The sequence below is a fragment of the Streptomyces sp. NPDC048415 genome (assembly GCF_040651675.1).
In the GTDB taxonomy this organism is placed as follows: domain Bacteria; phylum Actinomycetota; class Actinomycetes; order Streptomycetales; family Streptomycetaceae; genus Streptomyces.
Map to the genome: position 1 here is coordinate 94,072 of NZ_JBEZKJ010000014.1, position 13,760 is coordinate 107,831.

General features: G+C 69.0%; 11 protein-coding genes, 1 tRNA gene and 1 pseudogene. 3 read left to right on the top strand and 10 right to left on the bottom strand.

The features are described 5' to 3' along the window. Positions 1 to 625 (top strand): annotated as a pseudogene (locus tag AB0D27_RS12975) (serine/threonine protein kinase); the annotation flags it as partial. Between the two features lie 13 nt (positions 626 to 638). Here AB0D27_RS12975 and AB0D27_RS12980 read toward each other — a convergent pair. Next, the gene (locus AB0D27_RS12980) at positions 639 to 2,108 is read right to left on the bottom strand and encodes a hypothetical protein (protein WP_362506349.1); all 1,470 of its coding nucleotides are present in this window, start codon (positions 2,106 to 2,108) and stop codon (positions 639 to 641) included. Positions 2,109 to 2,310: 202 nt separating this feature from the next. Then, positions 2,311 to 2,439 carry a DLW-39 family protein gene (locus AB0D27_RS12985; RefSeq protein WP_003999697.1) on the bottom strand — a complete coding sequence of 43 codons (129 nt, stop codon included), beginning with the start codon at positions 2,437 to 2,439 and terminating at the stop codon, positions 2,311 to 2,313. A gap of 326 nt (positions 2,440 to 2,765) precedes the next feature. Between AB0D27_RS12985 and AB0D27_RS12990 the strand changes: the two genes are divergently transcribed. Both AB0D27_RS12990 and AB0D27_RS12995 read left to right on the top strand, forming a co-directional pair. Then, positions 2,766 to 3,122 carry a DUF6344 domain-containing protein gene (locus AB0D27_RS12990; RefSeq protein ID WP_362506351.1) on the top strand — a complete coding sequence of 119 codons (357 nt, stop codon included), beginning with the start codon at positions 2,766 to 2,768 and terminating at the stop codon, positions 3,120 to 3,122. Between the two features lie 140 nt (positions 3,123 to 3,262). After that, entirely contained in the window at positions 3,263 to 3,421 is a 159-nt protein-coding gene (locus AB0D27_RS12995; RefSeq protein ID WP_362506353.1) for a hypothetical protein, read from the top strand. Positions 3,422 to 3,585: 164 nt separating this feature from the next. Here AB0D27_RS12995 and AB0D27_RS13000 read toward each other — a convergent pair. The 8 genes from AB0D27_RS13000 to dnaN form a co-directional block, all read right to left on the bottom strand. Continuing rightward, positions 3,586 to 3,662: transfer RNA gene (locus AB0D27_RS13000), tRNA-Ile, on the bottom strand. Positions 3,663 to 3,763: 101 nt separating this feature from the next. Then, positions 3,764 to 4,483, bottom strand: coding sequence for a DUF3566 domain-containing protein (locus tag AB0D27_RS13005; protein WP_362506355.1), 720 nt, complete (start codon positions 4,481 to 4,483; stop codon positions 3,764 to 3,766). A gap of 18 nt (positions 4,484 to 4,501) precedes the next feature. Beyond that, positions 4,502 to 7,096: a DNA gyrase subunit A gene (gene gyrA / locus AB0D27_RS13010; protein ID WP_362506357.1), complete on the bottom strand. Its 2,595-nt coding sequence runs from the start codon at positions 7,094 to 7,096 to the stop codon at positions 4,502 to 4,504. A gap of 40 nt (positions 7,097 to 7,136) precedes the next feature. After that, on the bottom strand, positions 7,137 to 9,197 hold the full coding sequence (gyrB, locus tag AB0D27_RS13015; RefSeq protein ID WP_362506360.1) for a DNA topoisomerase (ATP-hydrolyzing) subunit B: 2,061 nt from the start codon (positions 9,195 to 9,197) through the stop codon (positions 7,137 to 7,139). Between the two features lie 456 nt (positions 9,198 to 9,653). After that, the gene (locus AB0D27_RS13020; protein ID WP_362506363.1) at positions 9,654 to 10,214 is read right to left on the bottom strand and encodes a DciA family protein; all 561 of its coding nucleotides are present in this window, start codon (positions 10,212 to 10,214) and stop codon (positions 9,654 to 9,656) included. After that, positions 10,211 to 11,332 carry a DNA replication/repair protein RecF gene (gene recF / locus AB0D27_RS13025; RefSeq protein ID WP_362506366.1) on the bottom strand — a complete coding sequence of 374 codons (1,122 nt, stop codon included), beginning with the start codon at positions 11,330 to 11,332 and terminating at the stop codon, positions 10,211 to 10,213. The genes AB0D27_RS13020 and recF overlap by 4 nt, the downstream gene beginning before the upstream one ends. Positions 11,333 to 11,465: 133 nt before the next feature. Beyond that, complete coding sequence (gene gnd / locus AB0D27_RS13030; RefSeq protein WP_362506369.1) at positions 11,466 to 12,341, bottom strand: phosphogluconate dehydrogenase (NAD(+)-dependent, decarboxylating); 876 nt, start codon at positions 12,339 to 12,341, stop codon at positions 11,466 to 11,468. Positions 12,342 to 12,501: 160 nt separating this feature from the next. Next, a complete protein-coding gene (gene dnaN / locus AB0D27_RS13035; protein ID WP_362506372.1) occupies positions 12,502 to 13,632 on the bottom strand; it encodes a DNA polymerase III subunit beta in 1,131 nt (376 codons plus the stop codon). Between the last annotated feature and the right edge of the window lie 128 nt (positions 13,633 to 13,760).

The window sequence follows — 13,760 nt, forward strand, 5'->3', positions numbered from 1 at the left end:
TTTCGTCCCCGGCGAGGTACGGCCGGAGCCCGCTCCGGGCGATGCACGGCCGGAGTCCGCTCCCGGCGACGTACGGCCGGAGTTCGTCCCCGGCGAGGTACGGCCGGAGCCCGCTCCGGGCGATGCACGGCCGGAGTCCGCTCCCGGCGACGTACGGCCGGAGTTCGTCCCCGGCGACGTACGGCCGAAGGCCGCCCCCGGCGCGGTACGGCCGAAGTTTGTCCCCGGCGACGCAACGCCGCCGCCCGTCACCGGCCAGGTCCCCCCGCCACCGTCCGCGATGTCGGACACCGGCAGCTTTCACCTACCGCCACCGCGGCCGACCGCTCCCGAGGCGGGGCCTCGACCGGAGCCCCAGCAGACCTGGCGCGAGGAAGGGCAGACGCCCACTCCCCCCACCGCGGTCGCGCTCCCGGCGCCAACTCCCCCGTACACCCCGCCCACTCCCACCACTCGGTCCCCGCAAGTTCCGCCTCGGGCGGCGGCGGCGATTCCGCAGGACCGAGCACGGCGAGCGCGGCGTGCACGGCCGCGGCCCGGGCCGCCCGCGAAGGTGGCCGTACCGATGCTGCTCCTGGCGCTGGCCTGCTTCGCGGTGGGCTTCTGGGCGCTGACCCGGATCTGAAAGGGCCCGCGGCCTACCAGCCCCGGGGCTCCCAGGGCGCCGGCACCGGTGCCGAGGCCGTGGTCGCGTCTTCCGGCGCCGGGACCGCCCGCCTTCGCGCGGCCACCGTCCACACGCCGAGCGTCAGCACGAGCAGGCTCCCCGTGCCGATCGCGCCCACGGCGACCACCTTCATGGTTCCGCCGCCGGCACTGCCACCAGTATCAGGCTCACCGCCCGCCGTGCCGTCGGACGCCTCGACGGAGTCCCCCGCCGGGACGTCGAACGCGTCACGTGGCTCGGCCCGCCCCGCGTACTCCGGCCCCGCCCGTGCCGCCCCGTTCACGCGCACGTGCAGCGTCAGGCCGAACGGACCGTCACCGAACTTGTCGGCGACCTGCGCGGCGAGATGGACCACGAGGTAGTACGAGCCTGCGAACCGCATCCCGCTCACGCGGTCGTTGAGGGCGTAGCGGTTCTCGTACGCGACGGGAGGCAGGGGGTCGAGCGCGGCCGACCGCTGGCCGCCGTCGTATCCGGAGCCGACGTCGTCGACGAGGCCGCGTACGGGGTTGTAGAGGGCCATGACGAGCGCGGTGCCCACGTAGCCGTCGCCGCCGGTCGAACTGCCCAGGTCCGCGGTGGCGTACAGCTGTTGTCCCCAGTCGACCGGCACCTTGTAGAAGAGCGTCTGTCCGGGGCTGATGCCGTCCTGCCAGTTTCCCTGCCTCAGCGCGCTCGCCGTGCCGAAGCCCGCGCCGCCGCTGCGACGCTTCGGTTGGCCGGGGAGGGCGTCGGGCGACGCGGAATTCCAAGCTTCCGGGGCGCTCGTCGAACCGGCCGCCTTCTTCAGGCCCGGCTCCGAGACATAGGTGAGCTCCAGGTCCCAGTCACCGGCCGAGGAGCCCGTCGTACCGCTGCGTTCGACGACTACGTAGTACGTCCCCGGCGCTTGGCAGGCGTACTGCTTGCCGCCCGTCTCGCGGGACGCCCAGGCGGCGACGGGGTGCGGGCTCTGGGTCGCGCCGAAGTGGGCGGTTCCGGAGAAGGAGCAGTCGCGGCTGTTGCCGTCCTGCACGGACACTTTCACGCCGTCCGAGTAGGAGACCGTCGTGCCGGGCCGTGGGACGGCGGTGGCGGAGACGTACGCGTTGGACGTGGCGTCCAGTTCGAGGCGGTAGTAGAGCTTGGCGGCCCTGCGTATGGAGCTCTTGTATGCCTTGCCCGGTTCAAGTCGTACGGAGCCGGTGGTGTCCGCGGCGCCTTCGACGGTCGTGGCGTTCTCGGGGAAGGCGTACGGCTTGGGTGCGGCGGCCGCCACTGTTGTCCGCGTGCCGGCCACCACCGTCTGCTGACCACCGGCCACGGCAGCCGCCGGGCTCGCCGTCCCTGTAGCCCCCGCCGTCGCGCACAGCGCCACGGTGGCGGAGGCGAGCGCCCGTCCGTGCCACCGCATCACACGCCACCCCTTCACCTGCCACGCCTCTTCGTAGCCCACCGTCATGGCGTCGGAGGCTCGGATCGTGGCCCATCCTGCCCCGTCGGCCGCCGAGCCATCCTCGGTATCGCTGGGCGCGGCCGAAAGGGCACCCTTCAACTCCTCGATTTTTGCCAGAGCAACCAATTCGTTCGCGTACGCGAATCGGACAACACAAAACCCCGACCGCGAAGGCGGCCGGGGTCTGCTCTGAGACTGTTGTCGATACTCACGAACCCGTGGGCACGGAGTCAGTCGCCTCCGTCCACAGATCCTGCTCGGCGCGATCCGCCTGGATCTGGCGGTACACGAGGAGCCCGCCGATGGCGGCCAGTGCGACCAGGAGAAGCTTCTTCACCGCGCGACCTCGTCTTTCGTTGACGTAGGGGACCTCTGGCGCCCGACTATACACACCGACCGATATCGATCGGTGACCTGGATCGGAGCTCAACTCCGCCCCGGCGCGCAGCAGTAGAACCGGACGCGACCGCTCCGATCGCAGGGTGATCACACTTCACAGACGGTGACTTTTACTGTCATTTCTCCCTTTTCTGGTCTCTTGCGGCCATCCGGGTGGTGTTGATCGGAACATCGACGCGCCACGGGCGTCGGTCCACCACTTCGCGGCCCACATACACATCATGAGGAAAGTACGCAAATCGCCTGACCCGAAAGTGAGGGGCCATGACCCAGAACAAGGTCATGAAGCTGTGGACCGCCATCGTCACCGCCTTCCTGGCGCTGTGCACGACGCTCGGACTCATCACGACCACCGCGGCCGCGGCAGTACCGCAGACCGGGACGGCTCGCAACAGCGCGGCCTCCGTGACGGTGCCGGCGATGTCCTACTCGACCTGGTCCTACAGCCGGGCCCTGCCCCCCACGATGAAGCAACGCATCCGCGCCGAGGCCCACGGATCCTCGCCGCGCTGCCGCCACCGCCCGACAGCGGACGACGCCACGGCGGACCTCGCCGCCCTCTGCGGCCCGCAGACCCCTGCCGAGGCCGACACGGAGCCCATCACGCCCCTCCAGCGCTGAGCGCGCGGCGCCACACCCCCCGGCACCCCTGACGTAGCGGCGAACTTGCGTACAAAGCCACACAGGGCGAAGGCCCGGCAACTCGGACGAGTTGCCGGGCCTTCGGTGTATCCGGGCCGCAGCAGGACCACCTCCGTGTCGTGGAGATCACCGCAGAATGCCTCGAACTGCTCGACAAAGCCGAGCACGCCCTCGCCGCGGACGAGAACGAGGTGCTCGCCGCACTCGACGAAGCTCACCGCGGGACCCTGAACAGCCTGCTGCAGCAGGCGGCGAACGGTGAGAGCAGCTGCACCTAGGCCCTGGGCGACTACTAGCAGTTTTTCTCTTCCGGGCCTTATCCACATGGGGCGCGCGTCGGCGTCGGCAGCGCCGAGCGGGCCGAAGGCAGGAGCGCGGGCGCAGAGATGTCAGCCGCAGACGGCAAAGACCCCCAAGCCTGATCGGCTGGGGGTCTTTGTGCTGGTGGGGCTAACAGGATTTGAACCTGTGGCCTCATCCTTATCAGGGATGCGCTCTAACCAACTGAGCTATAGCCCCGCCGCGCTCTGCGGTGTGTGTCCCGCGCGCTGACCTCTGAAGATTAGCGCACGACGCGGCCAGTCCCAAAATCGATAGTCGCGAGACGTTTGAAGAGACCGTCACTCGTCCTCGGCGAGCGTCAGCTCGACACCGCCGACGAAGCCGGCGGAGAGGTTGTAGATGAACGCGCCGAGGGTGGCGAGCGCGGTGGCGAGGACGACGTCGATGACCGCGATGATCGACGTGAACATCAGGACGTGCGGGAGCGAGAGGAAGGACTGGAGGTCGAATCCGTTGGAATCGTTCGAGCCCGTCGCCTCGGAGATCGTGCCGCCGACGGTCGAGAAGACGCCCATGGCGTCCATGACCATCCACAGCACCGCGGCCGCCACCACCGTGCAGATGCCGAGCGCGATGGAGAGCAGGAAGCTGACCTTCATCACCGACCACGGGTCGGCCTTGGCCACCCGCAGCCGCGCCTTGCGCGTACGCGGCGTGGTGCGCGCTCCGGTACGCGGTCGGCGTACCGCGCCGGACGGCGGCTGAGCCGAGTACGCCTGCGGCGGGTGGTACGGCTGTCCGGGCTGCTGCTGCCGCTCTCCCGGAAGGGGGGAGCCGGGCGGCGGTGAGCCCGGAAGCGGCGAGCCGGGCGCCGCGGGCGCCCCTGCCGGGGCCGCCTGTCCGCCCGCGTACTGCTGCTGGGCCTGCGGGCCTCGGGTGTCCGTCACAGTTCCCCCCTGGGATCCATGAGAGTCATGGGAGTCGGTCGTATCCGTGGCGGGGCCACGGCCGCCGTCCGTTTCCGTACCGGTCGATCCGGCGCCCGTGGCTCCGCTCACGATGACTCACTCCTCGCGCTACTCGGCCGAGGACGGCTCGCCCTCTTCCGTACCGACGGCCTCGACGCCCTCGACGGCCTCGTCCACGGCGCCCTCGCCGTCGACTTCCTCCGCCTCGCGACCGGCCTCGGCGTTACGAGCGATACCGACCACGGCATCGCGCTTGCCCAGGTTGATCAGTTGGACGCCCATGGTGTCACGACCTGTCTCCCTGACCTCGTTGACTCGCGTACGAATCACACCGCCCGACAGTGTGATGGCGAGGATTTCGTCGGTCTCCTCGACCACCAGAGCGCCGACGAGCGAACCGCGGTCCTCGACGATCTTGGCGGCCTTGATGCCGAGGCCGCCGCGACCCTGGACGCGGTACTCGTCGACGTTGGTCCGCTTCGCGTACCCACCGTCTGTGGCAGTGAACACGAACGTACCGGGTCGAACAACATTCATCGAGAGCAGCTGGTCGCCCTCGCGGAAACTCATTCCCTTGACGCCCGAGGTCGCGCGGCCCATGGGGCGCAGCGCGTCGTCCGTCGCGGTGAACCTGATCGATTGGGCCTTCTTGCTGATCAGAAGCAGATCGTCTTCGGCCGAGACGAGTTCCGCTCCGATCAGTTCGTCGTCGGAACCGTCCGCCGTCTCACGGAGGTTGATGGCGATGACGCCGCCCGAGCGGGGCGAATCGTAATCCTTCAGGGGGGTCTTCTTCACGAGGCCGCCCTTGGTGGCCAGGATCAGATAGGGCGCCGCTTCGTAGTCGCGGATCGCGAGGATCTCGGCGATCGCCTCGTCCGGCTGGAAGGCCAGGAGGTTGGCGACATGCTGTCCACGCGCGTCACGCCCGGCGTCCGGGAGTTCGTACGCCTTGGCGCGGTAGACGCGTCCCTTGTTGGTGAAGAACAGCAGCCAGTGGTGTGTCGTCGACACGAAGAAGTGGTCGACGATGTCGTCCTGCTTCAGCTTCGTGCCGCGTACGCCCTTGCCGCCGCGCTTCTGCGAGCGGTAGTCCTCGGTCTTGGTCCGCTTGATGTAGCCGCCGCGCGTGATGGTGACGACGATGTCCTCTTCGGCGATCAGGTCCTCCATGGACATGTCGCCGTCGAAGGGAACCAGCTTGGAGCGGCGGTCGTCGCCGAACTTCTCGACGATCGCGGCGAGTTCCTCGCTGATGATGCCGCGCTGGCGCACCGGCGAGGCGAGGATCGCGTTGTACTCGCGGATCTTCGCCTGGAGCTCGTCGTGCTCCTGGACGATCTTCTGGCGCTCCAGGGCGGCGAGGCGGCGCAGCTGCATCTCGAGGATGGCGTTGGCCTGGATCTCGTCGATCTCCAGGAGGCCCATCAGACCCTCACGCGCGATCTCGACGGTGTCGCTGCGCCGGATCAGCGCGATGACCTCGTCGATGGCGTCCAGGGCCTTGAGGAGGCCGCGCAGGATGTGCGCGCGCTCCTCGGCCTTGCGCAGCCGGAACCTCGTACGGCGGACGATGACCTCGATCTGGTGCGTCACCCAGTGGCGGATGAACGCGTCGAGCGACAGCGTGCGCGGTACGCCGTCCACCAGCGCCAGCATGTTGGCGCCGAAGTTCGTCTGCAGGTCGGTGTGCTTGTAGAGGTTGTTCAGGACGACCTTGGCGACGGCGTCGCGCTTCAGGACGATGACCAGCCGCTGGCCCGTGCGGGACGACGTCTCGTCTCGGACGTCCGCGATGCCGCCGATCTTGCCGTCCTTGACGAGGTCGGCGATCTTCTGGGCGAGGTTGTCGGGGTTGACCTGGTACGGGAGCTCGGTGACCACCAGGCACTGGCGGTTCTGGATCTCCTCGACCTCGACGACCGCGCGCATCGTGATGGAGCCACGGCCCGTGCGGTAGGCCTCTTCGATGCCCTTTCGACCCACTACTAGGGCACCACTCGGGAAATCGGGGCCCTTGATGCGCTCGATCAGGGCGTCCAGGAGCTCCTCGTGGGAGGCCTCGGGGTTCTCCAGGTACCACTGGGCGCCGGCTGCGACCTCGCGCAGGTTGTGCGGCGGAATGTTGGTCGCCATGCCGACCGCGATGCCCGCCGAACCGTTGATCAGCAGGTTCGGGAAACGGGCGGGCAGGACGGTCGGCTCCTGGGAGCGGCCGTCGTAATTGTCCGTGAAGTCGACGGTCTCCTCGTCGATGTCGCGGACCATCTCCATGGACAGCGGCATCATCTTGCACTCGGTGTACCGCATGGCGGCGGCCGGGTCATTGCCAGGAGAGCCGAAGTTGCCGTTGGAGTCCACCAGCGGCATCCGCATCGACCACGGCTGCGCCAGTCGTACGAGTGCGTCGTAGATCGAGGAGTCGCCGTGCGGGTGGTAGTTGCCCATGACGTCGCCGACGACGCGGGCGCACTTGTAGAAGCCCTTCTCGGGCCGGTAGCCGCCGTCGTACATGGCGTACAGGACGCGGCGGTGGACGGGCTTGAGACCGTCCCGTACGTCGGGCAGCGCGCGCGACACGATGACGGACATCGCGTAGTCGAGGTACGAGCGCTGCATCTCGGTCTCGAGCCCGACGGGCTCGACACGCAGAGTGATCTCGCCCTCTTCTTCAGGAGTGCTGGGGGTGTTCTCGTCGGCCATTGCTGGTGAAGATCCTTTCTGGCGGTCAGCTGAGACCGACTCAGATGTCGAGGAAGCGGACGTCCTTGGCGTTGCGCTGGATGAACGCGCGGCGCGCCTCGACGTCCTCGCCCATCAGGACCGAGAACAGATCGTCGGCCTGGGCGGCGTCGGCGAGGGTGACCTGGCCGAGGACGCGGTGCTCCTGGTCCATCGTGGTGATGCGCAGCTCCTCGGCGTTCATCTCGCCGAGGCCCTTGAAGCGCTGGACGGAGTCGTCCCTGACGCGCTTGCCGTTCTGGCGGCCCAGCTCGATCAGCGCGTCACGCTCGCGGTCCGAGTACGCGTACTCGAAGTCGTCCCGGCCCCACTTGATCTTGTAGAGCGGCGGGCGCGACAGGAAGACGTGCCCGGCCTCGACCAGCGGCCGCATGAAGCGGAACAGGAAGGTCAGCAGCAGCGTGTTGATGTGCTGGCCGTCGACGTCGGCGTCCGCCATCAGAATGATCTTGTGATAGCGGAGCTTCTCGATGTCGAAGTCCTCGTGGACTCCCGTGCCGAAGGCCGAGATCAGCGCCTGGATCTCCTGGTTCTGCAGGATCTTGTCGAGCCGCGCCTTCTCGACGTTGAGGATCTTTCCCCGAATCGGGAGGATCGCCTGGTACTGCGGGTTGCGGCCGGACTTGGCCGAGCCGCCGGCGGAGTCACCCTCGACGATGAAGATCTCGCACTTGGTGGGGTCGTTCGACTGGCAGTCGGAGAGCTTGCCCGGCAGGGACGCCGACTCGAGGAGGCCCTTGCGGCGGGTGAGGTCGCGCGCCTTGCGGGCCGCCACGCGCGCGGTGGCCGCCTGGATGGACTTGCGGATGATGTCCGAAGCCTCGTTCGGATTGCGGTCCAGCCAGTCCGTCAGGTGCTCGTGCACGACCTTCTGGACGAAGGTCTTCGCCTCGGTGTTGCCCAGCTTGGTCTTGGTCTGGCCCTCGAACTGGGGCTCGCCGAGCTTGATCGAGATGATCGCGGTCAGACCCTCGCGGATGTCGTCACCCGTGAGGTTGTCGTCCTTCTCGCGCAGCAGCTTCTTGTCGCGCGCGTACCGGTTGATGAGACCGGTGAGCGCCGCGCGGAAGCCCTCCTCGTGCGTACCGCCCTCGTGCGTGTTGATGGTGTTGGCGAAGGAGTACACACCCTCGCTGTAGCCGCTGTTCCACTGCATCGCGACCTCGAGGGAGAGCATGCGCTCCTTGTCCTCGGCCTCGATGTCGATCACGGAGGGGTGGATCACATCACCCTTGCGGGAGTTGAGATACGTCACGAAGTCGACGATGCCGCCTTCGTAGTGGTACGAGACGGTCTTGACTTCGGCCTTCTCGTCCGCCCCGGCCTCGTCGGCGCCGGCCGTGGCCTTCGCCGACTCACGCTCGTCAGTGAGTGTGATCGTCAAACCCTTGTTGAGGAACGCCATCTCCTGAAAGCGCCGCGAGAGCGTCTCGAAGGAGTAGTCCGTGGTCTCGAAGATGTCGCCGTCGGCCCAGAAGGTGACCGACGTGCCGGTCTCTTCGATGGCCTCGTGCTTGGCGAGCGGGGCCGTCGGGGCGCCCAACTTGTAGTCCTGCGTCCAGCGGTAGCCGTCGGTCTTGACCTCGACGGCCACCTTCGAGGACAGCGCGTTCACGACGGAGACGCCCACGCCGTGCAGACCACCGGAGACCGCGTACCCGCCGCCACCGAACTTGCCGCCCGCGTGCAGCACGGTCAGCACGACCTCGACGGCCGGCTTGTTCTCGGAAGGGACGATGCCCACCGGGATACCGCGGCCGTTGTCGACGACGCGCACACCACCGTCGGCGAGGATCGTGACGTCGATGGTGTCGGCGTGCCCGGCCAACGCTTCGTCGACAGAGTTGTCCACCACCTCGTACACGAGGTGGTGGAGTCCGCGCTCACCGGTCGAGCCGATGTACATACCGGGTCGCTTGCGGACCGCGTCCAGACCCTCGAGGACGGTGATGGCGCTGGCGTCGTACGAGGAGGTGACCTCGCCGTTCGAGGTGGTGGCCTCGCCGTTCGCGCCGGCGTCGGTGGAGGGGATGTTCTCGTTGGGGTTGCCGGAATCGGCCACGAAGCGCCCTTTCTGGCACAGCACAAACCAGGCTCGTCGGCGGGTTGCCGGAGCGGCTGCGGCATGTTGCGTTGGTAAGCCTTGATCAGCGTTGCTCGGTGTGTCCCACAAGTGAGGCGGGATTAGCTTCCAGTCTACCGGTAGCGCCGACAGTGATGGGGGTTTGCCGGTACCTGAGTCCGCATGTGCCGCCCTGAACCGGTCTTGGCCGACTCCCCATATGCGGACCCGGGCTCAAAGAGGCTCACAGCGGCACTCAGCGCTTCCGGGTGTCAACCCTTGGCTACTGCGGAGTCAGGTCGGCGTTCGCAACCGCGTGGGGTCCGTGGGACCGGAGCGTGCGGTCGCCTGGGATCGCGGCGTGCGGTCGCCTGTGACTGCCGCGTGCGGTCGCCCGGGATCGCCGCCCGATGCCGGGCACAGCCACGCGCGGCCGACGCTCACCGCAGCCCGCCGTCACCCGTAGGTGTCGCCGGGACCCGTACTCCCGGGGGCGCGCAGGGGCCCGAAGCGGCGCGCGGGGCCGCCCGGACCCTGCACCTTGATCAGGCGCACCGTGCCGTGCCCGAGGTCCTGGTTCAGCCGGGCGACCAACTGCGGGGCGAGCAGGCGCAGCTGGGTGGCCCAGGCGGTCGAGTCGCACTGCACGGTCAGCACCCGCTCGTCCTCGTCGTAGCGCTGCGGCACACAGTGCTTGGCCAGGTCGTCGCCGACGATCTGCGGCCAGCGGCCCATCACACCGCCCACCGCGGCCGGGGTCTCCCAGCCGCGCTCGGTGAGCAGCCGGTTGATGGCGGCACCGAGCGCCATGGGGTCGCGCCCATCGGCGCGCGCGCCGGAGCGCAGGCCACCGCCGCGCCGCGCCTGCTTCCTCTGCTGCGCCGCGTCCCCGCGCGCGCGTGCCTGCTCTTTCGCGGCGCGCAGCGCCACGCGCGCGAGGTCGACGCCGGAGGGCTCGGGGGTTGTTCCACGGGGCTGCTGGGCGGCGGGCGTTTCGTCGGGTGTGTTTTCCGTCATACGCGCTCCACCGTGCCCTCGGACACGGTGTACCGCGCCCCCGCCAGTACGTCCGGTACGTCGTCGTCCACCGCTGCGGTCACCAGCACCTGCTCGCCGGGAGCGACGAGTTCCGCGAGGCGCTCCCGTCTGCGGCTGTCCAGCTCCGCGAACACGTCGTCCAGGACGAGCACCGGCTCGTTGCCCTCGGCCCTGAGCAGGTCGTACGAGGCCAGCCGCAGCGCCAGCGCGTACGACCAGGACTCGCCGTGGGAGGCGTATCCCTTGGCGGGCAGCTGACCGAGTTTGAGAACCACATCGTCTCGATGAGGTCCTACGAGGGTCACGCCCCGCTCGATCTCCTGCTTGCGGACCTCCGCGAGCGCCGCCATCAGCTGCTCGTACAGGTCCTCGCGCGCGTGCGCCTCGCCGGGCGCGGACGGCCGGTACTCCAGGGCGATCGGGCCGCCGCCGGGCGCCAGCTGCTCGTACGCCTTGTCGGCCAGCGGCTGGATCGCGGCGACCAGGTCGAGCCGCTGGGCGAGCAGCTCCGCGCCCACGCGCGCGAGGTGCTGGTCCCACACGTCGAGCGTGGACAGGTCCATCGTGCGGCCGCCGTGGCGGCGGGCCAGCGCGGCCGACTTCAGGAGGGTGTTGCGCTGCTTGAGGACCCGTTCGTAGTCGGAGCGGACGCCCGCCATCCGCGGGGAGCGTGCGGTGATCAGCTCGTCGAGGAAGCGGCGCCGCTCACCGGGGTCGCCCTTGACCAGGGCGAGATCCTCCGGGGCGAACAGGACGGTGCGTACGATGCCGAGTACGTCACGGGGTCTGACCTGCGAGGATCTGTTGACGCGGGCGCGGTTGGCCTTGCCGGGGTTCAGCTCCAGCTCGATGAGCTGCTGCCGCTCACCCTGGCGGACGTTGGCGCGGATGATCGCGCGGTCCGCGCCCATGCGGACGAGGGGCGCGTCGGAGGAGACCCGGTGGCTGCCGAGGGTGGCGAGATAACCGACCGCCTCGACCAGGTTCGTCTTGCCCTGTCCGTTGGGGCCCACGAACGCGGTGACACCGGGGTCGAGCGGAACCTCGACCTCGGCGTACGAGCGGAAGTCGGCCAGCGACAGATGCGTGACGTGCATGGTCGTTCGCCGACCTCCCCCAGCGTGGTGTTTCGGGTGTTGCCCGTGGTCCGGGTCGGCCCCGGCCCCCAGGTTCTTCCCCCGGCTGTGGACAACCGGGTCAACCCCGGGTGTGAAGAACCCGGGGCGCGGATCAGGCCTTCTCGACCGCGTGGCCGCCGAACTGGTTGCGCAGCGCGGCGATCATCTTCATCTGCGGCGAGTCGTCCTGTCGCGAGGCGAAGCGCGCGAAGAGCGACGCGGTGATCGCGGGGAGCGGAACCGCGTTGTCGATGGCGGCTTCCACAGTCCAGCGGCCCTCGCCGGAGTCCTCCGCGTAGCCGCGCAGCTTGTCCAGGTGCTCGTCGTCGTCCAGCGCGTTGACGGCGAGGTCCAGCAGCCAGGAGCGAATGACGGTGCCCTCCTGCCAGGAGCGGAAGACCTCACGCACGTCCGTGACGGAGTCGACCTTCTCCAGGAGCTCCCAGCCCTCGGCGTAGGCCTGCATCATGGCGTACTCGATGCCGTTGTGGACCATCTTCGCGAAGTGGCCCGCGCCGACCTTGCCGGCGTGCACCGACCCGAAGTCGCCCTCGGGCTTGAGCGCGTCGAAGACCGGCTGCACCTTGGCGACGTTCTCGGCGGCGCCGCCATACATCAGTGCGTAGCCGTTCTCCAGGCCCCATACGCCGCCGGAAACGCCGCAGTCGACGAAACCGATGCCCTTGATGCCCAGCTCGACGGCGTGCTTCTCGTCGTCCGTCCAGCGGGAGTTTCCGCCGTCCACGACGACGTCGCCCGGCTCCAGCAGGGCGGCCAGCTCGTCGATGGTGGACTGGGTCGCGGCACCGGCCGGGACCATGACCCACACCACGCGCGGGGCCTTGAGCTTGCCCACAAGCTCTTCCAGGCTGTGGACATCGGCGAGGTCCGGGTTGCGGTCGTATCCGAGGACGGTGTGGCCTGCGCGGCGGATCCGCTCGCGCATGTTGCCGCCCATCTTGCCGAGGCCGACGAGACCGAGCTCCATCAGTTGTTCCTTAGGGTTGCGACGTGGCGTGAGGGCACTCTCGTACCTGTGTCTGAGCCTAAACCCGGACGCTCACGCACACCTGTGGGCATAGCCGCTCAGGCGTCCGCCCCACCTGCGGGTTCGCGCGCCGGGCCGACCGGACCGGCGCGCCGGGGGATCAGCCCGACAAGCGCACCGGCATGATCAGGTACTTGTAGGCCTCGTCCGCCTCGGCGTCCACGGCGGGCTTGCCGCTCAGCAGAGCGGGCTTCGTGGAGGTCGTGAACGAGAGCTGGGCCACCGGCGAGTCGATGGCGCTCAGGCCGTCGAGCAGGAACGTCGGGTTGAAGGCGATCGACACGTCGTCGCCCTCCAACTGGGCGTCGACCCGCTCCACAGCCTGTGCGTCGTCGCTCGAACCGGCCTCCAGGATCAGCACGCCCTGCTCGAAGCTCAGCCGCACCGGGGTGTTGCGCTCGGCGACCAGGGCCACACGCTTGACGGCCTCCACGAAGGGGGCGGTCTCGATCACGGCGATCGAGTTGAACTCCGTCGGGAACAGCGAGCGGTACTTCGGGAGGTCGCCTTCGAGCAGACGGGTGGTCGTACGCCGCCCGGCGCCCTCGAAGCCGATCAGGCCCTCGCCCGCGCCCGAGCCGGACAACGCCAGGATCACGCTGTCGCCGCTCGTGAGGGCCTTGGCGGTGTCCAGGAGCGTCTTGGCGGGCACCAGGGCGACCGCCGACGCATCCGGGTTCTCCGGCTTCCACAGGAATTCGCGGACCGCGAAGCGGTAGCGGTCGGTCGAGGCGAGAGTGACCGTGTCGCCCTCGATCTCGATGCGCACACCGGTCAGCACCGGCAGCGTGTCGTCGCGCCCCGCGGCGATGGCCACCTGGGCGGCCGCCGAGGCGAAGACCTCACCAGGGACGGTGCCGGTCGCCGACGGCATCTGGGGCAGCGCCGGGTACTCCTCCACAGGCAGGGTGTGGAGTGTGAATCGCGAGGAGCCGCAGACCACGGTCGCCCGTACACCGTCTGTGGAAATCTCCACCGGGCGGTTGGGCAGGGCGCGGCAGATGTCGGCGAGCAGGCGGCCGGAGACGAGGACCGTGCCCTCCTCGTCGACCTCCGCGTCCACCGAGACACGCGCCGAGACCTCGTAGTCGAAGCTGGACAGGCTCAGGGCGCCGTCGTCGGCCTTCAGAAGGAGGCCGGCGAGCACAGGCGCCGGCGGACGGGCCGGGAGGCTGCGTGCCGCCCAGGCCACTGCCTCCGCGAGTACGTCGCGTTCCACCCGGATCTTCACCGTTGCCGCCTCCGTCTGTTGCCGGCGCTCTCGCCCTGCTGGCCTTCGTCGTCTGACTCGGTGTCGCTCATCCCTGTGAGGGGAAGGCCACCGGGGACCAGTCTGACGCACCGCACTGACAGTCGGTG